We start from the raw sequence: 22519 nt of genomic DNA, 5'->3' as shown, positions 1-22519 counted from the left end.
TATGAGTCAGACTAAAATCGAACTGTTACAAGGAAATTTATATATTAACGGCGAGTGGGTAAGTGAAGAGGAGCAAACCTATTTTGAAAGTATAAACCCTGCAACACAAGAGCTCGTTGGAACGTGCGCAGTCGCTACGGCTAGTCAAGTTGATGATGCGGTAAAAGCGGCTAGTACAGCCTACAGCCACTGGAAAAATACATCTATTCCTGAACGTGCAGCATTTTTAACAAAAGCAGCTGAGCTTTTTGAAGACAGAAAAGAAGAGTTAGCTCAAGTGATGACAAAAGAGATGGGAAAACCGCTGACAGAATCCATAGGGGAAGTTGGTGTCGTCATTGCAACAGCTCAGTATATGGCTGGAGAAGGAAGACGTTTGTTTGGCGAAATAGTGCCCGCTGGCTTTCCTGACCGAGATATAAAAATGGTTCGCGAACCGCTTGGAGTTGTGGCATGTATTACACCTTGGAACTTTCCTGTTTCTCTCGCTTCTTATAAAATGTTTGCCGCTTTAATCGCTGGCAATACCGTTGTCTGGAAGCCGGCTTCAGAAGTGGCGCTCTCAGCGAAGATTTTTATGGAAGTATTGCACGCTGCGGGGCTTCCAAAAGGAACAATTAACTTGCTTACAGGATCGGGCAGAATTGTTGGACAAAAGCTTGCTACGCACTCTGAAGTGAAAATCATATCATTTACAGGTTCTACGGAAGTTGGTCAGCAGTTAGCAGAAATGAGCAGCAAAACCTTAAAACGAATTTCTTTAGAGCTAGGAGGAAAAAACGCTGTTATTGTGTTAAAGGATGCCGATTTGGATAAAGCAGCAGAAGGAATTGTTAAATCAGCATTTACGACAACGGGGCAGCGCTGTACCGCAGCTAGCAGAGTGATTGTGGAGCGTTCAGTAAAAGAAGAGCTTTTGAAAAAAGTAATAGCTCTTACAAAAGAAATGAAGATTGGAAATGGTCTTGAACAAGGAGTTGTGATAGGACCGCTTGTTAATGAACAGCAGTGCCGTTTAGTAGAAAATTACGTACAAAAAGCGGTGGAAGAAGGCGGAAATATTGCGCTTGGAGGTCATGCTTTATCAGAGTTAGGAACTTGTTATTACATGCCTACAATTATTGATAACGTCCATTCGAACCACACAATTGCTCAAGAGGAGATTTTTGGTCCCGTGCTTGCTTTTATTGAAGTAGATGGCTACGAAGAAGCAATGAGCGTCAATAATGGAACGATGTACGGGCTTTCCACTTCTATTTATACAAGCAGCTTGCACTATGCCAGCCGAGCGGCAAAAGACGCTGTTAGCGGATTAGTCTATATCAATAACGGAACATCTAATGCTGAAATGGGAGTAGCATTCGGAGGAATGAAAATGTCTGGCAACGGCCACAGGGAAGTTTCTCATCATGCATTTGATGTGATGACAGAATGGAAGTCTGTCTACACCAACTATTAATCTCGCACCTTAGCGAAAAGGAGGAGCACATGTCTTCATATCGCATTGGCATTGCCTTTTTTTATCATGAATCTCACAGCTTTAGTCCATTAAAAACAGAAATAGAACACTTTGTACAAGAAGGCTATTTTGTTGGAACGGAAATATATAAAGCATACTCAGGAACCAAAACAGAAGTAGGGGGATTTTTAGATGTATTAAAGCAAGAGAAGCAGGTAGAAATCGTTCCCCTTGTTTGTGCAGCTGCAGTTCCGTCTGGGATTGTATCTTCAGCAGCTTATTACACAATTGAAAAGCAAATGTTGCATACGCTTACTCACGCCGGCCCGCTAGATGGCTTATTAATCGCTTTGCACGGCGCAATGGTAGTAGAGCATCTTTTCGATCCTGAAGCTCATTTGTTAAGTCAGATAAGAAGCTGCATAGGAAGCGACGTTCCCATTGCTACTACGCTCGATATGCACGCAAATATCAGTGAAGATATGCTTACGTACACGCCGCTTCATTTCGGGTTTAAAACATATCCTCATGTTGATATGTACGAACAAGGAGTGAACGCTGCGCGAGCGCTTTTAACACAAGTAAAAGAAAGCGTTATCTATTATGCATCTTTTAAAAAAATGCCTATGCTTTTGCCGTCGATTAATATGCGAACAGCAGAAGGGCCGATGAAAAAAATGATGGACCTTGCTAAGCAAGCCGAGCAAGAAGAAGACGTATACAATGTTTCTATTTTTGGAGGCTTTCCTTATTCTGATATTTCAATTGCCGGAGCAAGCGTGCTCGTAACAGCTTTGAATCCTGAAACAGCAGAAAAAATAGCAAAGAGACTAGCTTCTCAGTTTTGGAGTATAAAAGAAGATTTTATCGTGGATTTGCCTACCGTTGAAGAGGGTCTGCAAACAGCGTTAAAACTATCAGACGAACAGCCAATAGTGCTCGCTGATATAGCGGACAATCCTTTAAGCTGCGGAAGCGGCGATACAACAGAGCTTTTGGAATACATGCTGAAGCTAAATATGCCGAGGACACTGTTTGGAGGTCTTTATGACCCTGAATCTATTAAACAATGCGTGCAAGCAGGAGCTGGGAATTACGTCTCTCTTTCCTTAGGAGGAAAAGTTTCTCCTGAGTTCGGAAAGCCCGTTGAAGTTGAGGCCAAGGTCGTTGCTTTGTCGGAAGGTGAGTTTTACAATTCAGGACCGTTTAATCAGCATTTAAAAGTAAATGTAAAAGGTGCAGCTCACATTCAAGTAGGAGAATTGGATATTTTGCTGATTGGAAGGCCGGTATCAGCCAATGATCCTGAACTTTTTCGCCATATTGGCATTGAGCCAGCGACGAAAAAAATCATTGGTTTAAAAGCTAAAAATCATTTCAGAGCCGCTTTTGAACCGCTTGTAGGATCTATCATCTATGTGGATGCGCCAGGCGTAGCGTCAAACCGCTTAACGACCTTTAATTATCAGCACCTTCCAAGTCCAATATGGCCGCTGCAAGATGCAAAATATGAAAGTGAAAAAAGGAGGAAAGAAAAATGGATGCATTAAAAGAGCAGTACTATATCGAAGTGCCGGAATCGTTAAATCCTGAGCAGCAAAAAATGATGATTGAACTTGAAAAAGATGCGTTTCCCGGCATGGGAGCCGTTGATGAACAGACGCTTGTACCTTTAGCACGCTATGGAAAGCTCATTCAATATTTCCAGGAAAATGACGCAAGGCCAATTGCCATTTGCGAGCTGCTTCGAGATTACAAAGATGTCACAAAAGCTTATATCTTTGGTTTCTACGTCCGCTCTGATAAACAAGGAAGCGGAATTGGACAGCTGTTCTTAGAAGAAATATTTTCGATTTTACAAAAAGATAGTTTTGAAAGCGTTTGTTTGACTGTGAATGTGAAAAATGAAGGCGCTGTGAAGCTGTATAAAAAAATGGGCTTTACGATTAAAGAAACGCGATCAGGAGAGTTTGGCGAAGGAGAAGATCGCTATTATATGGTGCGGTCAATTTCTTAGTAGAACATCTATTCAAAAAATGAACTTTGGAGGGAATATAAAATGAAAAATACATTATATAAAGTAAGCAGACACTGGAAAGAAATCGAGCTTTGGAAAGATGTAACGGACGAGCAGTGGAACGACTGGGTATGGCAGCTGACAAACACAATTAAAACATTGGAAGATTTAAAGAAAGTCATAAATTTAACACCTCAAGAAGAAGAAGGCGTAAAAATTGCAACCAAAACGATTCCGTTAAATATCACTCCTTATTACGCATGGTTAATGGATGAGAACGATCCGAAATGTCCAATCAGAATGCAGTCCGTTCCTATTTCAGAAGAACTGCATAAAACACGGTATGATTTAGAAGATCCGCTTCATGAAGATGAAGATTCACCGGTTCCTGGCTTAACGCATCGTTATCCCGACCGCGTGCTGTTTTTAGTTACAAATCAATGCTCTATGTACTGCCGCTACTGTACAAGAAGACGTTTTTCAGGACAAATTGGCATGGGCGTTCCAAAAAAACAGCTGGATACAGCTATTAATTACATTGCAGCCAACCCTCAAATCCGTGATGTATTAATTTCCGGAGGAGACGGACTATTAATCAATGACAATATTTTAGAATATATTTTGAAAAATTTGCGCGATATTCCGCACGTAGAAATTATTCGTATCGGTACAAGAGCACCGGTGGTGTTCCCGCAGCGCATTACAGAAAACCTGTGCAATATCTTAAAGAAATATCATCCGGTTTGGCTAAATACGCATTTTAACACATCAATTGAAATTACAGAAGAATCAAAGCGTGCTTGTGAAATGCTTTCGAACGCAGGAGTTCCAGTCGGAAACCAAGCGGTTATTTTAGCCGGAATTAATGACAGCGTGCCAATCATGAAGCAGCTTATGCATGATTTAGTAAAGATTCGCGTGCGTCCTTACTACATTTATCAATGTGATTTATCAGAAGGAATCGGTCATTTCCGTGCGCCAATCAGCAAAGGGCTAGAAATTATGGAAGGACTTCGAGGCCATACGTCCGGCTATGCAGTTCCTACATTTATCGTGGATGCTCCTGGAGGAGGAGGTAAAATTCCGCTGCAGCCAAACTATATTATTTCTCAAAGCTCCAATAAAGTGGTGCTTCGAAACTTTGAAGGTGTTATTACATCTTATCCAGAGCCGCAAAATTACCAAAGTGGAAGCGCAGAAGAATTTTATAAAAAAGTATATCCTGAAGTATTTGAAAAATTTGAAAGCAACGGTGTTCTTTCGATTATTGATGATACAAAGTTCAACTTAACACCGGAAGGTCTAAACCGTCTTGACCGCCGGAAAACGTATGACCAAAATCCAGAGCATAGCTCTTTAAAAGACAAGCGTGAAAAGCGCGATCAATTAAAAGAGAAAAAATTTGAAACGCAAATGAAAAAATACGAAACGGCGGGAGCGAAGGAGGAATAATATTGAAATGTCAATGGTGCGAATCCTATGAAGCGAAAGAGACGGATGCAACGGTTTATTGGGAGCTTCCTGACGGCACAAAAGCTATAGAAATTAAAGAGACGCCTTCCATTACATGTTCAGAATGCGGAATTACGTATCAAACAGATACAACGGTTGGACACATTGAAGATCAACTGTTTTTAATCAACACCTCTGCCTTAGAAAAAAGTGTAACGTACGAACAGCTTATGAGCCTGCCTCGTCTATTAAAACGAAACTACTTTGATTTTTCAAAGTAAGCAATGAAGGATCCATCTCCTACTTTTTGTGGGAGATGGATATTCTCATACGCTTTACGTTAAACATGTGCGCATAGTTCATTTATAAAGGTGGGATAAGTATGGAAGCGGTCGATATAAATCGTAATGAAGAAGAAAAAAAACAGGACGATAAGCATGTAAAACGCCATTTAAAAGCGCGTCATATGACCATGATTGCCATTGGAGGGTCAATCGGAACGGGCTTATTTCTAGCTACCGGATCATCCATCCAAACTGCTGGACCTGGAGGAGCGCTGATTGCTTACGGGGCTATTGGAATTATGGTTTACTTTCTCATGACTAGTCTTGGAGAAATGGCCACGTTTATGCCGGTATCAGGTTCTTTTTCAACGTACGCCAGTCACTATGTAGACCCAGCTCTCGGCTTTGCGCTCGGCTGGAACTACTGGTTTAACTGGGCTGTTACGCTCGCTGTAGAAATAGCTGCTTCTGCTATTATTATGAAGTTTTGGTTCCCTGATGTGCCAAGTATTATCTGGAGCGCTTTGTTTTTAGGCTTAATTTTTTTACTTAATTTCCTATCTGTAAAAAGCTATGGAGAATCTGAATATTGGTTTGCTCTCGTAAAAGTAGTAACCATCATCGTGTTTATCGGAGTGGGCCTTCTGACCATCTTTGGTATTTTCGGCGGTGAATATATCGGTTTTAAAAACTTTACATTAGAAGAAGCGCCGGTCAACGGCGGATTTCTGTCCGTACTAAGCATTTTCTTTATCGCGGGATTTTCTTTTCAAGGTACAGAGCTAGTCGGCATTGCGGCGGGGGAAAGTGAAAACCCTCAAAAAAATATCCCAAAAGCCATTCGCCAAGTCTTTTGGCGCATTCTTCTATTTTATATTGCAGCCATTGCTGTAATCGGGCTTATCATTCCTTACACAAGTCCATCTCTTCTAGGAGGAGATGTGGATAACATTGCTGTTAGTCCATTTACGCTTGTTTTCGAAAAAGCAGGAATTGCTGCAGCTGCTTCAGTGATGAATGCTGTTATTCTTACCTCGGTTTTATCAGCCGGAACTTCTGGCTTATATGCTTCTACGCGAATGTTATGGTCCATGGCCAATGAAGGGCAAGCGCCTAAAGCGCTTCGAAAAATTAATCGTCGAGGAATTCCAGTAAACGCCCTTGTTTTAACCACTATCATTGGCGGTCTTGCCTTTTTAACATCAATTTTTGGTGATCAAATGTATATGTGGCTTTTAAACGCTTCAGGCATGAGCGGATTTATTGCGTGGATTGGTATTGCCATCAGCCACTATCGTTTCCGAAAAGCATATGTTGCTTCAGGACGGGATATAAATGAACTGGCGTATAAAGCAAAATGGTTTCCTCTAGGTCCTGTTCTTGCATTTGGAATGTGCCTCATCGTTATTCTAGGACAGAATTATCAAGCGGTACTTTCCGACAAAATTGATTGGTACGGCTTGACGGTCTCATACATCGGTCTGCCTCTCTTTTTAGCGACGTGGTGGGGATATAAAATAGCAAAGAAAACCAAGGTTGTACCTTTGCATGCGTGTATCCAAAGAGAAGATAAGAAATAAAAAAGCTATACGGCTAACGATAAGCAAAAAAGGTGAACCTCGGACAACGAGGTTCACCTTTTTATTTATAAAAATCTATCATAGTAAGCTTTATTTTATAGATATTATAGCATAAAAAGTGATTTTTTTCCAGTCTGGTTTTTATTTTGTTTATTGATAAAATTCAAGAATACCACTGCATGCTAAGCGATTGTGGAGGTTGAAAATCTTTTTACTTTAATAAGAAAAGGGGAGTGCAATGAGAATTTCTACAGGTGTTGAAATGCTACAGTTGACTGCCAGAGCTTTTGACCAAGATATAATATTAAATCCTACGTTAGTTTGGAATAACGATGAAGCTGTTCTAATTGATACAGGAATGCCTGGGCAAACCGATCAACTGAAAGAGGCCTTGAGTGAATTGAATATATCTATTGAACAGCTAAAAGCAATTCTTCTAACACACCAAGATCTAGATCATATAGGATGTGCGACTGATATACGAAAAAAATCAAATGAAAATATCATCGTACATGCTCATGAATTTGATAAGCCGTATATTGAAGGGAAACTTCCGCTTATTAAAACGAATGCGAGTCGAATGAGTAACGAAGAACTAGCAGCTATACCTGACGAAATAAAATATTTATATAAAAATCCCCCAAAAGTTGAGGTAGATACATTATTCAAAAAAGATCAACTGCTTCCATACTGCGGAGGCATTGAAGTTATTTTCACTCCCGGACATACGCCTGGGCATGTAAGCTTTTATTTAAGAAAATCAAAAACACTGGTTGCTGGAGATGCTTTAGTATTTGCAAATGAACAACTAATGGGACCTGTTAAACAAACGACCTTAAATATGGACCAAGCAGTTCACTCACTGGAAAAATTCTTACACTACGACATTGAGCATGTTATTTGTTACCATGGAGGGTATTTTCAAGGCTGTCCGAAAGAAGCAATTTTAAGGATAAAAGAACACATTTCACAGGGAGAAAGTTAAGGGGAAGGGGATGTATAAAATGTTTACACCAACTATCAGTGTCCGAAAAATAAATGATAATCTCATTATAAAATGGCAGCTTTCACACTTTACGATTCCGTTAGAAGACATTCTTGAAGTAATGGAAGATGACACGTACGGAGGCAAAGAAGTAAGCGCCATTCGAATTGGCCCTCCGTACGGAACGACTGACCGCATCTTTATAAAAACGACCAATAAAAACTATCTGTTATTTACCTCAAACGCACCGGCTATATTAAACGAAATAAATTCATAATGACCATTACTAAATACGAGATATATAGGAGAGAAAAAATTGAAGATTAGCCGTACTTTCGATACTGATACAATTGCCAAGCTTAATCAGTCTGTTCATCAACTGCATGTAGAATTATACCCCGAGCGCTTTCAAACATATGATTTTTATCAGGTACATGAATTTTTTAAGAAAGTGATGAAAGACGATAGATTTGTCTTTCTTTTAGGAGAAGACGAAGGACAGCATGTGGGATTCGCTTGGCTGGAAATAAAGCAGTATTCAGAGACAGTGTTTAAAAAGACTTACAAGTCAATTTATGTTCATCAAATAAATATTGCAGAACCTTACAAAAACAAAGGGTTTGGTTCGAGTTTAATGAAAGAAATTTATAGCATTGCTCGTGAAAAAGAGATCACTACAATTGAGTTAGATTACTGGCGCGACAATACGATTGCCGAGAGCTTTTACGAAAAAGAAGGATTTGTTACGTATAGAAAAATGGCTTATAAAGAACTTTAAAGAGAGCATTTACTTGCTCTCTTTTTTATATCTAAGAAGCCATTTTCTTCATTTTAATCACTCAATAAAATAAAGTACGCGATCTGAGAACTTAACTCTTGAAAAATTTTTGTTTTACATTTATACTTACATTCTTGTTCGCGTAATGCGACAACTTACTTTATATTCAACTAGGAGGTATACAGATAGTATGGAAAATTTCATTTATCATAATCCCACAAAATTAATCTTCGGAAAAGATCAGCTTCAAGCATTATCAGAAGAGCTCCCGAAATACGGAAAAAATATTTTGCTTGTTTACGGCGGAGGAAGCATTAAGAAAAACGGTTTATACGATCAAGTTCTTACGCTGTTAAAAGAGTTAAACGTAAATATACATGAGTTAGCGGGCGTAGAGCCAAATCCTCGACTATCTACGGTACGAAAAGGAATTGAAATTTGCCGACATGAAAACATTGACTTCATGTTAGCAGTCGGTGGAGGAAGCGTTATTGACTGCACAAAAGCAATCGCTGCCGGAGCTGAATATGAAGGAGACGTCTGGGATATTATTAACAAAAAAGTAACGGCTACAAAAGCACTGCCGTTCGGAACGGTATTAACATTGGCAGCAACAGGTTCTGAAATGAATCCTGATTCTGTTATTACGAATTGGGAAACAAATGAAAAATACGTTTGGGGAAGCGCCGTTACGCATCCTGTATTTTCTATATTAGATCCTGTGAACACGATGTCTGTTCCTAGAGATCAAACTATCTACGGCATGGTAGACATGATGAGTCATGTATTTGAACAATATTTCCATAACGTGAAAAACACGCCTTTACAAGATCGTATGTGCTATTCTGTATTACAAACAGTAATTGAAACAGCACCAAAATTACTAGAAGATCTGCAAAGCTACGAGCACCGCGAAACGATTTTATATTCCGGAACAATCGCGCTAAACGGAACACTTCAAATGGGCTACTTTGGCGATTGGGCTTCACATACAATTGAACACGCGGTATCAGCGGTATATGACATTCCTCATGCAGGCGGTTTAGCAATCCTATTCCCAAATTGGATGCGACACGTTGTAGATCAAGATGTTACTCGTATGAAACGTGTAATGACAAGCATGTTCGATATTGAAACTGCAGGTAAAAGCGACAAAGAAATTGCATTAGAAGGAATCGATAAACTAAGCGCTTTTTGGTCGAGTCTTGGTGCACCTTCTCGCTTAGCAGATTACGATATCGGAGAAGAGCGACTAGACGAAATTGCTGGAATTGCTGCTCGCGAAATGGAGTACGGAGGTTTCGGTAACTTTAAAAAACTAAATAAAGATGATATTTTAGCTATTTTAAAAGCGTCACTGTAAAGTAAAAAGCAAAAAAGAAGGAGACATCTGTCTTCTTCTTTTTGTTTTATCCTATAAATGACTGGAAATTAAGTAGAGGAGGAAGAATGGTTTTTTTCTCAAATTTCAGTTAACAACTAAAGGAAAAGCTTTATAATTAAGTACAGAAAGAAAGTTTTAGAGAATTTAAGGGAGTGGGAAGATGAAAAAGTTTGCGCTAGCTTCATATGCGCTTTATTTGCTGGGCGGATTAGTCATTACAGCCGTAGGGTCCGTCTTACCGCAATTGTTAACACATTATCATGTGTCCTATACGGTTGGCGGACAGCTTGTATTATTAGGTTCTTTAGGATTTTTGATAGGAGTTCCGCTATCCTCTTTTCTATTAGGACGCTTCAAAGAAATGAATTTACTGACAGTTTCCGCACTAATGATAGCGCTATCACAAATAGGTATGCTTTTATTGCCTCCATTTGAGTGGATTATCGCATTCAATTTTTTAAACGGTATTGGTGTAGCCGCATTGGAAGTAGTTGTAGCTACTTTAATGATGGAAGTATTTATTGGTAGAAGAGCTATTGTTATGAGCTATTTAGAAGTATCATTTGGTCTAGGTGCGCTGTTGATGCCGTTAGTAGCTAGCTTATTGATTTCACAGAACAGCTGGAGGTTTTCATTTTTTATAACGAGTGTACTAGCTTTACTAATGGTTGTGGTCTGTAAAATGATTCCTTTTAAAAAAGAGACTGTTTTAACTTCAGAAAGCGATGCTTCAGACGCCAACTCAGAACCTCCCCCTGTGCTTGCTAAAAATCAAAGATGGAAAATACTTGCTCTTTTTAGTGTAATGATTTTTATGTACGCCGGAGTAGAAAGCAGTATGAATAATTTTCTTTCGTCTATTTTTATCGCGTATCTAGATGTAATTCCGTCACAGGCTACTTTGAGCATAAGCGTTTTTTGGGTGGCTATGCTAATAGGACGAGTGGCTACTGGATGGATTATTCGAATCGTTACATACGAACGTTATCTTTTTGGCAGCATTGGAGGAACAATTGTGAGTTTAGTGCTGTTTATTGTGTTAAAAGAAGCAGTAGCAGGCTATATTTTATTAGGGTTTTTAGGGCTTGCAATGTCAGGTATCTATTCGATAACGATGGTATATGCTAACCATACGTTTACTGGATCTGCTCGTATTGTAACAAGTTTAATTACTGGTTTTTCAGGGCTTGGAGGAGCTGTTTTCCCTGCACTTATTGGCTTTACTATGGATGTAAGCGGAATCACATCAGCACTTTGGTACATAACAGCTTTTGCATGTTTATATCTTCTGGCGCTTTGCATCATTTTTTTCGTTCAGCGTGATGCCAAACAAAAAGCTAATAATCATTTGCAGCCTATGAAATAAATGCTACGTTAAAAAAAAAATACTAAATGAGATGGCTGAAAAAGATGTAACTTTATAAATGGTTAATATCTATTTTAATAAAAAATATAAAAAAGAAAGGTTGAATCTATGTCGACCTTTCTTTTTTTTAGAAAAATTCTCATTAAATTTTTTCTAACAATATCTTTATAATCAAATAGCAAAATTCCTGCTTTTAATTTCGCTTTAGTATTAACCCTATAAACCATTCTTTTCTTTACTTTTTACTAATATATCAAATATTCTATATATTCCTAATGTTATATAAAATTAAATTGACAAATATATGAAGCGGTTATTAGAATTTAGTCATCGAACAGTGAAGAGCTGTTTAAAAGTAGGGGGGAAGTAAATGCCGTTACAAAATAAGCATCTAGCAGTTGTGTTACAAAATACATATTTACCGTTTATTTTTGAAGAAGCAGAAGCTCTCGGAATTAACGTGACGTTTTTTTATAACCAAGAAGAAGTAGAACCTAAGCATCTTAAAAACGTACAAAATTTCATACCCATTGATTTATTTCACACCCCAGACAAAGCTCTTGAGATGATTAAAGCAGAGCATCACAAAAATCCTTTTGACGGCATTATGACATTATATGAGCCTGCATTAGAGTTTGTATCTCAGTTGACAGAAGAGTTAAACTTACCGGGCTTATCACCGTTTGTGATTAGTAACTGTCGCAACAAACAGAAGATGAGAGATGTTTTAAAAGATAATGATCTTAACACTCCGTATTTTAAAGAGGTTGAAAATACGGAGGAATTAACGAATCTTTCAATGCCTTATCCTGTCGTAGTAAAACCTTCTAACGGATTTTCCAGTCAAGGTGTATCACGAGCGAATAATAAAAAAGAACTGATTGACAGCATAGAAAAAGTGAGACGCGTAAATGAAGAAGACCTAAGCAAATTCACAAAAAATAAAACGAGCATGGTAATTGAACAATTTATAGACGGACCAGAGTTTGCTATTGAGACGTTTTCTGTAGAAGGAGAAATTTATGTACTTTCTATAGGTTATAAAGGAAATTCCAAAGGACCTTTCTTTGAAGAAGGTGTTTATATAGCTCCAGCTCAGCTAGAAGAAAACGTTTGGCAATCTATTGCACAAGAAGCAGCTAGAGCAGCAAATGCTTTAGGAATTGAGAATGGCCCGGCTCATATTGAATTACGCCTGGACCCAGCGGGAAAACCTTATGTGATTGAAATAGGAGCGCGCATTGGAGGATCTGGGATTTCTCACTATATCGTAAAGGAAAGTACAGGTATTAACTATATGGAGCTAGTTTTTTACTATGTATTAGGAGTAAAACCTTCTGTAAAAAAAAATGAAAGAAAACGAAAGAAAGTGGTGGGCAACTACATTATCCCTGTGCAAGGCCATGGAATTTTTAAAGAAATTCGAGGCTTAGAAGACGTGCGTAGAGATACTGAAGTAAAAAGAGTTATTCAATTTATAACTAAAGGGACAGACATTTTACCATATCCGCACTTTTCAGGGTACCCTGGATTTATTTTAACCACTCATGACTCTTATTCCGACTGTGAGCAGTATTACAGCTATTTAGATAACAAAGTAAAAATCGTTTATAAAAATAAAGTAAACGCATAGGGGGTATCAAAGGCTATGATAGTTGCAGAGTCGTCTAGTAAGAAAAATCAGCAGCTTCAAAAAATTAGCATTATCCATACCTTAGGGCCTGAAGGAACAAATTGTGAAAAAGCAGGCTATCTGTGGTTCGAACGCCAAAGCATACAAGGTCAGGTCTTTTTGCATCAAACGTTGGAAGAAGCTTTAGTTCATGTGAAAGAAACAGAGAGTTCGGCTCTTCTAGGCTGCGCAGTATATCCTTACTTACATGATATTGTGTTCAAAAATTTAACTAGTTTAGAGCTAGTAGATAGCTTTATTATGCCGACGTATAACATGGTGCTTGCCTCAAAAGAAGAGGTGATAACAAACAACAACCTGTTAATTGCTTCACATCCTGCCCCTGTTGATTTAGCTCATTCCATCAGTCCTAATGTTCAGTTAGTAAATAGTAATGCTCAAGCGGCGATTGATTGCTTAGAAGGAAAGGTAGACGCATGTATTACAACAAGTAAAGCCGCTAACGAGCAGGGGTTAACAGTTGTAAAAGATTTTGGAGAAGTGCCGATGTGTTTTACGCTCCACGGAAGAAAATAGGCTTAACTTTAAAAAGAAATAAGGTGAAACAGTGATTTCTAAATTAACCCGTATTCATGTCCATCTTTTGTTCTGTCTATTAGCCGTCATCGGTGGAACGACATGGGCTTTTCAAAAGACTGGATTAAAAGATAGCTTGCCTCTATGGTCAGCAGGTATGAGGTTTTTAATTGCTAGTTTAATAATTGCCCTCTACCTCTTACTCACAAAAAAAATGGCCGTTTCAAAAGAAGTAGTAATCATTTCAGCATTAAACGGAATTTTGTACTTTGCTCTACCGTTTGGTTCTGTTTATTGGGCATCCGTCTATTTGCCAAGCGGGCTTGTTTCCGTTTTAGCTGCCAGCATTTCAGTGTTTGCTCTTTTATTTAATCGCTTATTTAAAGGAACACCAGCTACAAAAGGACAAAAGCTAGGTGTAGTCATGTGCTTAATTGGTATGAGCGTTGTATTTGGAAATCAGCTGTTTATACAGGGAAATGTGATTCAAATAGTAGCCATGATCGTCATTTTAATGGCTATGCTAGGTTCAGCTTTTATAACTGTTCAAGTTCAATCTCGCATAAAATCCTTGCCTATTATGACCTTTAATTCTTTTTCGATGCTAAGTGGAGGCGCTTGTTTACTGATTGTTAGTTTATTTGTGGAAAATGGAAATCGCACTTTCTCCGGGATTAGCCTTATCTCATTATTATACTTGGCCATTATAGGGTCGGTCGTAGGGTTTTCTATTAATATTTATTTATTAAAAAAATGGCATATATCAAAAGCAACGGCGCATTTATTTATTTCACCGGTTATCGCCTTATATGTAGGATTTGTCTTTTTAGGTGAAACATTAAACAAACAGGTCTATATAGGTACAGCGTTTGTAATAGCAGGGGTTATATTTATTAACTTGAAAAAGCAAATAGAGAAAAACACAAATAACTCTACTCTTACATCATCTAAAAATATTTCTGCTAAGTAGCTGTTCTAAAAAAGGAGTGTTTTAATCATGTTAACAAAAAATCATACTCAAAGTTTAGTGGAGTTATTAAACGATAAAATAGTACCTGCTCTATATGAGATAAGAAAATATCAGGGCCCAAATGGAGAGGTCAAAAGAAATTACGAAAAAGCTAGAGAGCTCTTATTAAAAGTAGTTGCTGAAACTGAAACAATATATGACTCTTTAAATTTACCTGAAGTGTGGAATGCATTAAAAAATGACGTATGTGATTGGATTGAAAGAGGACTCGATCAAGCTCCTTATTTTGATCAAACGTTAATTGCTTATAGCCCGCCTGCAAACGGAGAGGCGACGTTCTTTTTAGGACCGATTGTAACGCCTAATGGCCCTACAAAAAGAGGGTTTTATTTAGAAGCCTTTATCGCCGTTCGTGATGAACCCGAAATCATGAACTCCATTGAAGCAGACCTTCCTCATCCTAAAAATGGATGTGAATCTTTAAAGCTGTTGGCTGGTACTCAAGGATTTATGGAAGGGAAGTGTATTGTATTTTTCCCTGAGAATGTAAAAACAAAAGAAAAGGTAACAAGTCAAAACTTCGCGATATTTTTCTTTAATAAATTTCACAGCATATACAATGATGATACATTAAAAAGAGCGTATTCTATCTTTCCTGATTTTAACTTTAAATCTCATACTATGAATAGAGAAGACACCTATCAGGCAAGGGTAATCTGGGGATATCTACATGATTATTACCATCACTGCGGAAATAAACCTTTTGACCAGCATATACAGGCAAAAATGAATTTTTTTGCAGGCATACTGGAAGAAGTTAAAGTAGACTGTCAGACGGTGCTGACTCTTCATAAAAGAAAATATCCTTTTTGGGAAGAGATAACAGAATTTGTTCTCTTTGAACGACTTTTAAGATACCCTATTCAGCATAATGCACCCCGAAACTTTGATTCTGGAACAGGATTTTTTCTTTTTAGCTGGCTAGTTGCAAATGGGCATTCAATATCCCGAAAAGGAGACCATGCTTATTTAGATTTAGACATATGCTTAAAAGAACTGGATCTTTTAGTAAAAGAAATTGAAGAACTTGAAACGGTTCAAAGTGACTCTGACTATAAAGAAAAAGCTGAACATTATGTTCGAAAATACTTATTGCCTAGTGAGAATGGTGATAAATTTACTATTCCGAACAAGTACTTTATTAATCAGCAAAATAAAAAGATTGAAGTTCCATACTTACTATTCGATGACCATAATCTCTAAGGAGAAGATGCACTAATGAATGCTTTGCATTTAAGTAAAATCGGAAACAAAATGACTAATAAAGTAGGCGTTCGCGCTATTATGCATGACATCCAAGAAGTGCTCAATTCCAACCTCAATCAATATGTGAATTTAAGTGCTGGCAACCCCGCCATCCTCCCTCAAGTTTATGAAATGTGGGAAGAAGCTTTAAGAGATATTGTGAACGAAAAACAATTAAAAAATTTGATTAGCCAATATGGTTCTAGTTACGGTACGCATGAATTAATTGATTGCATAAGAGAATACTTCTTTACGAATTATCGTATTAAACTGGACAGAGAACAAGTCTTGATCACGTCGGGAAGTCAAAATCTCTTTTTTTTAGCTTTAAATTCGTTTTGCGGTACAAGTAAAGAAGAAAGAGTAAAAAAAGCATTAATACCTATGCTGCCAGATTACGCTGGGTATAGTGGAGTCGCGCTCGAGGAAGGTGTAATAGAGGGAATTCCTCCTATCCTTTCAAAGCTTGATCGTCATACGTTTCGCTATGAATTTAACAAACAGGCATTTAAAGATAAAATAGCTCAGGACCCAGACATCGGAGCTGTCGTATTATCAAGACCTAATAATCCAAGCGGCAACATTCTTTCAAAAGAAGTCGTACACTTTATATCCCAAGTATGCAAGGACTATCACATTCCATTGCTAATTGATTCAGCGTACGCACCTCCTTTTCCGGCTATGAACTTTGTTGAAATGGATCCAATCATACATGATAATATCATTCACTGCATGAGTCTTTCTAAAGCCGGATTGCCTGGAGAGAGAATAGGAATTGCTATAGGAAAAAGTGAGTTCATAAAAGTAATGGAAGCATTTCAATCAAATATTTTGATTCACTCTTCTAGGTTAGGTCAGCGAATGGTGACTAGCACCTTAAAGAGCGGGCAGTTAGCCGGAATTTCAGCTAACTATATAAGAACTCATTATAAGCAAAAACATGACTATTTAAAAAATCTTTTAACTACACGTATGCCGGATGATATTCCTTGGTATTTGCACAAAGCGGAAGGTTCGTTATTTGGTTGGCTTTGGTTAGAAGGTTTGCCTTTCAGTGATAGCGATCTATACAATAAATTAAAAGCAGAAAACTTGATTGTAGTACCAGGCGGCTCATTCTTTCACGGCAGCCAATCTTCTTCTCACAACCGGGAGTGTATTCGTATAAGTCTTACTGCTACAGATGAGGAGTTAAAGAAAGGAATTGATATTCTTTCTTCAGTAGTTAAGGAAATATACAGTTCAAACTTTATATTTCAAACAGAAAAAATATAATTTCTTTAAGATTTAGCAGTGCAACTCATACGTAATCATAAAGGATTCTTTATAAGCTAAAGATTGTTTAAAGAAGACAATAACATCCAATTTCTTTGGGAATTGGATAATTTTTTGCAATGAAAGACTCCTATATTTCTGCTAGCATATGAACCACGTCAAGAAATAGCAAGGAGGCTTTTTATTTTTATGATAAAGAAACTAGTAATCGCTATAGCGATGCTTATCCCAAGTTTTGGTGCAGGTTACTCAGCATTTGCTGCAGCGCCCGCTCATGAACAGCACGTTCAAGTAAATAAAAATGATAAAGAATTATTAGCTCGTCTCGTATCAGCCGAAGCCAAAGGAGAGCCTTATGCAGGCAAAGTAGCCGTGGCGACAGTTGTATTAAATAGAGTCGACAGCAGCAAATTCCCGGACACTGTAAAAGGCGTTATTTATCAAAAAGGTCAGTATAGTCCGGTGAGCAACGGTCAAGTTAATAAACCTGCAGACAAAGATTCAAAAAAAGCTGTAGAAGAAGCAATTAACTTCCAAGGTCAAGGGAAAGGTTCATTATTCTTCTTTAATCCTGATAAAACGGGAGATCAATGGCTGCGCCAAAAACAAGAAACAATTAAAATAGGAAATCATGTATTTGCAAAATAATAAAAAAGCTAATGGCTAGCTGCGCGCTGCTATTAGCTTTTTTAGTTATGTACATAAAATAAACAGTAGAACAACCTTTAAAATTAGAATTTCATGGTAAAATATAAAAAGTCATTCATAATTAAAAATATGAGGTGATAACGTGAAAGAGAATATGATGTTTGCTTGGATAGCTTCATGGTTAGCTCTTGCTGGTCAGCTCGTTTTTTTTATGGGAGTAGCGCTTTTTACAGGGGATTGGCGCTACATGATGTGGAGTTTTATGATAAGTATAATTGTAGGTATACCTAGTATCATTGGCACCTATAAACGAAATCAGCAGCTAAAAGCATACAAAAAATAAGGAATATCGTATTGAAACGAGCTATGAAAGACTTAGAGAAATCCTCCAAGTCTTTTTTCGTTTGGGTATAAAAAGACATGAACCGTACTCCGTTCTTCTAAAAAAAGTGCTTTTTACATAGTTTATCAATACAGAAAATTTGATAAACACGCGGAGGAGTAAACATGCAGAAACAGCCTAATTTTTTGTAAATTGTCGTGGACGAGGAGCGATTTCCACCCTTATATGAAAGTAAAGAACTAAAAAAGTGGAGAAAAAACATTTAAAAGCACATGAATTTTTAAAACAGCATGGAATGGAATTTACCCTTCACTACGTCGGTTCTACAGCTTGTTCACCAAGTCGAGCTACATTGTTTACAGGGCAGTATCCTTCCTTGCACGGAGTTACGCAAACGCAAGGTATCGCAAAGAAGTCACAAGATCCTGATATGTTTTGGCTGCAGCCTAATACCGTCCCGACGATGGGGGATTATTTTAAGCAGGCTGGGTATCAAACCTTTTATAAAGGAAAATGGCACATTTCTGATGAGAACATCTTAATTCCAGGAACACATAATGTTTTTTCTAGCTACCAGATGCAAACAGGAATACCAGATCCGGAAAAAGAATGCCTCTATCAACGGGCTAATAAGCTTGAAAAGTTTGGTTTTTCAGGGTGGATTGGTCCAGAACCGGAAGGGAGAAACCCGCACAATTCTGGTTCATCTGCGGCCGTTGGAGTGAGCGGACGAGACGAAATATATGCAGAGGAAATCATAGAGCTTATTCAACGATTAGAACATCAAGCGACTGAGCAGCCTTGGCTCATGGTAGCTTCGTTTGTGAACCCGCATGACATTGCGCTGTTTGGAGCGATTACCAAACACCTTCCTATGTTTCAGTTTTCTATTGATGAGACGATTCCGAACATCGATCCGCCGCCTACCATTAGAGAACCTTTACAAACAAAGCCTTGCGCTCAAAGCAGCTATAAATACTCTCTCCAAAAGCGCTGCAGCCAACGCCAAATTCTAGCTTCTACCGGCGCTTGTATTATCAGCTGCAAAAAAATGTTGATAAACAAATTTTAAAAGTTCTTCGGACCATGGAACAATCTTCTTTCTATGAAAATACAATTATTATTTTTACGTCTGATCACGGTGATTTGCTTGGAGCTCACGGGGGACTACATCAAAAATGGTACAACATGTATGAAGAATCTATTCACGTTCCGCTTCTCATTCACAACAAATGTTTGTTTACCAATTATCAACGTACAGACCTGATGACTAGTCACGTTGACTTGATCCCGACAATGCTTAGTTTAGCTAATATCAATGCTTCCGCTGTTCAAAAGCAATTACAAAAAAGTCATACGGAAGTACATCCATTTGTTGGGCGAGACCTGTCAGGTATACTTCGAGGAGAATCGTCTCTTGAGCAAGAGCAAACACCGGTTTTCTTCATGACGGATGATGACCCGACAAAAGGACTTCACCAAACAAGTTTTTTAGGAGAAAGCTACCCGTCAGTTGTTCAGCCTAATCACATTCAAGCGGTCATTGTCGAGTTTTCGTCAGCGGCAGGAAAGGAAATTTGGAAATACGCTCGCTATCATGATAATCCGCAATTTTGGTCAGCAGATGACAAAAAAGATGAATTCATTCACGGAGAGCAATATGAAGGTTACCCTGTAAGTCTTACTACCCTCAAAACAACACGTGTTCCCGATCAAATTGAAATGTACAATTTGACCAAGGATCCGTTAGAAACAGTAAATCTGGCTCACCCGTACTTTTCGACAAATGAAACAAGGGAAATTCAGCGGCAGCTTGATGTTATTCTTAAAGAACAAATCAGGACAAAACGGATTTTTCCGCAAAGTGGAAGTATGTATGATGAGCTTCAGTCTAAAGATAGATAAAAAATAGTTTCTACGGATTTAAGTCAACTATTTGGGTGAGCAGAAAAAGGTATATTTAATATTTTAGTATATAAATAAAAAAACCTGATGATGCTTGTGCTATGTTACTTGTTCTGGTTTGGGATAGTATTGGTTTTACTTCGTTAATTCCGCATAGATAAAACAAATAAGGACTTACGGTATCTTTCTTTTGCGCTTTATTGTTGTGAAAATAAAGGTAAAAATAAGAATAGAATGTAGTCGTTAATAGTATAATAAAAAACTTTTTAAGTCCGTATATTCTTAAGTAACTTTTCAAGAATTCAAGCATAAAGTAATTCTATACCATTAAAAAATAAAAAATTATCTCTTGACTTCTGTTAAATTTATACACTATAATCGCTTTTAACAACTAATAAACAGTATTTGGCAATGAAAAGGACATGAATTAGGTGCTGTTTTCTTCGCAGAGAATAGGGTCACTGGCTGAGAGCCCTTAAGAAATCATCTAATTTACCACCTTAGAGCTATTGCAGGGAACGTGCATAACTGAAACTGCAATCGGTAAAACCGTTATCTTTTTTGAGCGTAAAATACGTATGGGTATTTTACGGAATTAGGGTGGTACCACGGCCGCATTCGTCCCTTTACTAGGGATGAGTGCGGTTTTTTTATGTAGAAAAAATGAATATACGAGCAATGAAAAGGACATGAATCATTTTTGGATTTTCTTTACAGAGAGTAGGGTCACTGGCTGAGAACCCTTAGAAAACGAAATGAATTTACCACCTTGGAGCTGCGGCGGGGAATGTATATACACTGAAACCGCAACCGGTAAAACCGTTATCTTTTTAAGCGTAAAATACGTATGGGTATTTTACTGAATTAGGGTGGTACCACGGCCGCATTCGTCCCTTTACTAGGGATGAGTGCGGCTTTTTTGTTGAATAAAAACATATTGGAGGAATGAACATGTCAAAACAAATGGAAGCAGAAAAACGAAATCATCAAAAATTAGGTCAAGAACTGGAGCTGTTTATGTCGATGGAAGAAGCTCCTGGCATGCCGTTTTTCTTACCTAACGGAATGATTGTTCGAAATGAGTTAGAAAACTACTGGAAACAAAAGCATTACAAAGCAGGCTATCAGGAGATAAAAACACCAATCATGATGAAACAGGAGCTATGGGAACAATCAGGACACTGGGAGCACTATCATGAGAATATGTATTTTTCAAATGTTGACAAACAAAACTATGCGATTAAACCTATGAATTGTCCGGGAGCCATTTTGTTGTTTAACAGCAAGCGAAGAAGCTACCGAGAACTTCCGATTCGATACGCAGAGCTTGGATTAGTTCATCGCCACGAGCTTTCCGGCTCTTTAAACGGATTGCTAAGAGTCCGTTCATTCACACAGGACGACGCTCATTTATTCGTAGAACTCAGTCAGATTGAAGCTGAGATTAGCCGCATCCTAGCGTTTATCCATGACTTTTACTCACATTTTGGCTTCGATTACAAAGTGGAGCTATCCACACGACCTGGAAAATTCATGGGAGATATTGAAACATGGAACCAAGCAGAAAAGTCGCTTCAATCTGTGTTAAGTGAAAAAGGCTTAGATTACCAGGTTAATGAAGGAGACGGAGCTTTTTATGGGCCGAAAATCGATTTTCATATTTTAGATTCCTTAGGTCGCAGCTGGCAGTGCGGAACAGTTCAGCTTGATTTTCTAATGCCAGAGAAGTTTGACTGTATGTATATTGGGGAAGACAATAAACCGCATCGTCCCGTAATGATTCACCGCGCTATATACGGTTCCGTTGAACGATTTATGGCCATCTTGATTGAACATTACGAAGGTCAATTTCCTCTTTGGCTGGCTCCTGTTCAACTCAAACTATTGCCTATTGCACCGCCGCATATGGAATATGCATATAAAGTGAAACACGAGATGGAGTTAAAAGGATATCGTGTGGAAGTAGATGATCGCATTGAAAAAATAGGGCTAAAAATTCGAGAAGCAGAAATGCTGAAAGTTCCTTATATGGCTGTGATAGGAGATAAAGAAGTGGAAAATGAATCGCTTGCTATGCGAAAGCATGGGAAGAAAAATATAGGAACAATAAGTGTGGAAGAGGCAGCTGTAAACTTGAATAAAGAAAAAAATTCAAACGGAGTTTATTGAAGCCATTTACCTTGCTAAATAGAAAAATCCGATTTTTTAAGTCGGATAGTGATTCCCTTCATCTTGTCTCACACTAAAATGAAGGGAATATTGAACTAGAAGGGTATAAGATAATATATATCAGCAGTATAACTTTTGTCTTAGATAAACGCCGTTATTTTATAAAAAAATTTATCTTATTCTATTCGAATCGTTTGTGGATGAAGCTGAAGCTTCACCTGATGGTTTGTTTATGTTTTGCTGATCTCGCTTCTTTTTAGAAGGAGAGTAAAAAAGAAATTTAAACATAAAGTATACTCCTAATGCTAGTAAAATACAGCCAATAAGTAAGTTAATCATCTTTCTCCGCCCTTCATACACTTCAGTTTTCATCATTATAACACCCGGTAA

At 38.0% G+C, this 22519-nt stretch carries 20 protein-coding genes, 1 pseudogene and 2 other annotated features; of the genes and pseudogenes, 20 read left to right on the top strand and 1 reads right to left on the bottom strand.

Annotation, left to right across the window (positions count from 1 at the left end; genetic code table 11):
* The first annotated feature begins 1 nt into the window (after window position 1).
* From AC2YJL_RS12415 to thrS, 20 genes and pseudogenes are all read left to right on the top strand, one after another.
* Complete coding sequence (locus AC2YJL_RS12415) at window positions 2–1459, top strand: aldehyde dehydrogenase family protein (protein ID WP_014460082.1); 1458 nt, start codon at window positions 2–4, stop codon at window positions 1457–1459.
* A 29-nt stretch (window positions 1460–1488) separates the two neighbouring features.
* Window positions 1489–3009 carry a M81 family metallopeptidase gene (locus AC2YJL_RS12410; RefSeq protein ID WP_221779980.1) on the top strand — a complete coding sequence of 507 codons (1521 nt, stop codon included), beginning with the start codon at window positions 1489–1491 and terminating at the stop codon, window positions 3007–3009.
* Entirely contained in the window at window positions 2997–3476 is a 480-nt protein-coding gene (locus AC2YJL_RS12405) for a GNAT family N-acetyltransferase (RefSeq protein ID WP_014460080.1), read from the top strand. Before AC2YJL_RS12410 ends, AC2YJL_RS12405 begins: the two co-directional genes overlap by 13 nt.
* Before the next feature lie 42 nt (window positions 3477–3518).
* Window positions 3519–4928 carry a lysine 2,3-aminomutase gene (gene kamA, locus AC2YJL_RS12400; RefSeq protein WP_098626453.1) on the top strand — a complete coding sequence of 470 codons (1410 nt, stop codon included), beginning with the start codon at window positions 3519–3521 and terminating at the stop codon, window positions 4926–4928.
* 2 nt (window positions 4929–4930) lie between these two features.
* Window positions 4931–5209, top strand: coding sequence for a YokU family protein (locus AC2YJL_RS12395; RefSeq protein ID WP_195693907.1), 279 nt, complete (start codon window positions 4931–4933; stop codon window positions 5207–5209).
* Window positions 5210–5310: 101 nt separating this feature from the next.
* Window positions 5311–6792, top strand: coding sequence for an amino acid permease (locus AC2YJL_RS12390; RefSeq protein WP_195693905.1), 1482 nt, complete (start codon window positions 5311–5313; stop codon window positions 6790–6792).
* A gap of 238 nt (window positions 6793–7030) precedes the next feature.
* Window positions 7031–7777, top strand: coding sequence for an MBL fold metallo-hydrolase (locus AC2YJL_RS12385; protein ID WP_251568118.1), 747 nt, complete (start codon window positions 7031–7033; stop codon window positions 7775–7777).
* Window positions 7778–7796: 19 nt separating this feature from the next.
* The gene (locus tag AC2YJL_RS12380; protein ID WP_195693901.1) at window positions 7797–8054 is read left to right on the top strand and encodes a SunI/YnzG family protein; all 258 of its coding nucleotides are present in this window, start codon (window positions 7797–7799) and stop codon (window positions 8052–8054) included.
* 39 nt (window positions 8055–8093) lie between these two features.
* Window positions 8094–8555 carry a GNAT family N-acetyltransferase gene (locus AC2YJL_RS12375; protein WP_251568119.1) on the top strand — a complete coding sequence of 154 codons (462 nt, stop codon included), beginning with the start codon at window positions 8094–8096 and terminating at the stop codon, window positions 8553–8555.
* Window positions 8556–8745: 190 nt separating this feature from the next.
* Window positions 8746–9918, top strand: coding sequence for an iron-containing alcohol dehydrogenase (locus AC2YJL_RS12370; RefSeq protein ID WP_195693897.1), 1173 nt, complete (start codon window positions 8746–8748; stop codon window positions 9916–9918).
* Window positions 9919–10099: 181 nt separating this feature from the next.
* Window positions 10100–11305, top strand: a complete 1206-nt coding sequence (locus tag AC2YJL_RS12365; protein ID WP_230932630.1) for an MFS transporter — start codon at window positions 10100–10102, stop codon at window positions 11303–11305.
* Window positions 11306–11675: 370 nt separating this feature from the next.
* Window positions 11676–12938 (top strand): ATP-grasp domain-containing protein, encoded by a 1263-nt coding sequence (locus tag AC2YJL_RS12360; protein ID WP_195693893.1) that lies wholly within the window; start codon window positions 11676–11678, stop codon window positions 12936–12938.
* Window positions 12939–12953: 15 nt separating this feature from the next.
* Window positions 12954–13514: a hypothetical protein gene (locus tag AC2YJL_RS12355; RefSeq protein WP_028413322.1), complete on the top strand. Its 561-nt coding sequence runs from the start codon at window positions 12954–12956 to the stop codon at window positions 13512–13514.
* A gap of 31 nt (window positions 13515–13545) precedes the next feature.
* Window positions 13546–14484 carry a DMT family transporter gene (locus tag AC2YJL_RS12350; protein WP_098790652.1) on the top strand — a complete coding sequence of 313 codons (939 nt, stop codon included), beginning with the start codon at window positions 13546–13548 and terminating at the stop codon, window positions 14482–14484.
* A gap of 27 nt (window positions 14485–14511) precedes the next feature.
* Entirely contained in the window at window positions 14512–15747 is a 1236-nt protein-coding gene (locus AC2YJL_RS12345; RefSeq protein WP_230932632.1) for a DUF6421 family protein, read from the top strand.
* A 15-nt stretch (window positions 15748–15762) separates the two neighbouring features.
* The gene (locus AC2YJL_RS12340) at window positions 15763–17064 is read left to right on the top strand and encodes a valine--pyruvate transaminase (protein WP_251568120.1); all 1302 of its coding nucleotides are present in this window, start codon (window positions 15763–15765) and stop codon (window positions 17062–17064) included.
* A 189-nt stretch (window positions 17065–17253) separates the two neighbouring features.
* Window positions 17254–17712, top strand: a complete 459-nt coding sequence (locus tag AC2YJL_RS12335) for a cell wall hydrolase (protein ID WP_230932634.1) — start codon at window positions 17254–17256, stop codon at window positions 17710–17712.
* 142 nt (window positions 17713–17854) lie between these two features.
* Window positions 17855–18055, top strand: a complete 201-nt coding sequence (locus tag AC2YJL_RS12330) for a hypothetical protein (protein ID WP_050688889.1) — start codon at window positions 17855–17857, stop codon at window positions 18053–18055.
* A gap of 191 nt (window positions 18056–18246) precedes the next feature.
* Window positions 18247–19960 (top strand): annotated as a pseudogene (locus AC2YJL_RS12325) (sulfatase family protein).
* Window positions 19961–20362: 402 nt separating this feature from the next.
* Window positions 20363–20589, top strand: a binding site (T-box leader).
* Window positions 20590–20629: 40 nt separating this feature from the next.
* Window positions 20630–20858, top strand: a binding site (T-box leader).
* 53 nt (window positions 20859–20911) lie between these two features.
* Window positions 20912–22129 carry a threonine--tRNA ligase gene (thrS, locus tag AC2YJL_RS12320; protein WP_049793997.1) on the top strand — a complete coding sequence of 406 codons (1218 nt, stop codon included), beginning with the start codon at window positions 20912–20914 and terminating at the stop codon, window positions 22127–22129.
* A gap of 171 nt (window positions 22130–22300) precedes the next feature.
* On the opposite strand, the gene AC2YJL_RS12315 is transcribed toward thrS, so the two are convergent.
* On the bottom strand, window positions 22301–22504 hold the full coding sequence (locus AC2YJL_RS12315; protein WP_195693880.1) for a hypothetical protein: 204 nt from the start codon (window positions 22502–22504) through the stop codon (window positions 22301–22303).
* Window positions 22505–22519 lie beyond the last annotated feature (15 nt).

Source organism: Priestia sp. SRI_019, assembly GCF_057586255.1.
This window is presented reverse-complemented; position numbering and strand designations above follow the sequence as displayed.

Bases quoted from the DNA above. Each gene is read 5' to 3' on its own strand.
- AC2YJL_RS12415 (WP_014460082.1), top strand. From the start codon at position 2: ATGAGTCAGACTAAAATCGAACTGTTACAAGGAAATTTATATATTAAC.
- AC2YJL_RS12410 (WP_221779980.1), top strand. From the start codon at position 1,489: ATGTCTTCATATCGCATTGGCATTGCCTTTTTTTATCATGAATCTCAC.
- AC2YJL_RS12405 (WP_014460080.1), top strand. From the start codon at position 2,997: ATGGATGCATTAAAAGAGCAGTACTATATCGAAGTGCCGGAATCGTTA.
- kamA (WP_098626453.1), top strand. From the start codon at position 3,519: ATGAAAAATACATTATATAAAGTAAGCAGACACTGGAAAGAAATCGAG.
- AC2YJL_RS12390 (WP_195693905.1), top strand. From the start codon at position 5,311: ATGGAAGCGGTCGATATAAATCGTAATGAAGAAGAAAAAAAACAGGAC.
- AC2YJL_RS12385 (WP_251568118.1), top strand. From the start codon at position 7,031: ATGAGAATTTCTACAGGTGTTGAAATGCTACAGTTGACTGCCAGAGCT.
- AC2YJL_RS12380 (WP_195693901.1), top strand. From the start codon at position 7,797: ATGTTTACACCAACTATCAGTGTCCGAAAAATAAATGATAATCTCATT.
- AC2YJL_RS12370 (WP_195693897.1), top strand. From the start codon at position 8,746: ATGGAAAATTTCATTTATCATAATCCCACAAAATTAATCTTCGGAAAA.
- AC2YJL_RS12365 (WP_230932630.1), top strand. From the start codon at position 10,100: ATGAAAAAGTTTGCGCTAGCTTCATATGCGCTTTATTTGCTGGGCGGA.
- AC2YJL_RS12360 (WP_195693893.1), top strand. From the start codon at position 11,676: ATGCCGTTACAAAATAAGCATCTAGCAGTTGTGTTACAAAATACATAT.
- AC2YJL_RS12355 (WP_028413322.1), top strand. From the start codon at position 12,954: ATGATAGTTGCAGAGTCGTCTAGTAAGAAAAATCAGCAGCTTCAAAAA.
- AC2YJL_RS12345 (WP_230932632.1), top strand. From the start codon at position 14,512: ATGTTAACAAAAAATCATACTCAAAGTTTAGTGGAGTTATTAAACGAT.
- AC2YJL_RS12340 (WP_251568120.1), top strand. From the start codon at position 15,763: ATGAATGCTTTGCATTTAAGTAAAATCGGAAACAAAATGACTAATAAA.
- AC2YJL_RS12335 (WP_230932634.1), top strand. From the start codon at position 17,254: ATGATAAAGAAACTAGTAATCGCTATAGCGATGCTTATCCCAAGTTTT.
- thrS (WP_049793997.1), top strand. From the start codon at position 20,912: ATGTCAAAACAAATGGAAGCAGAAAAACGAAATCATCAAAAATTAGGT.
- AC2YJL_RS12315 (WP_195693880.1), bottom strand. From the start codon at position 22,504: ATGATGAAAACTGAAGTGTATGAAGGGCGGAGAAAGATGATTAACTTA.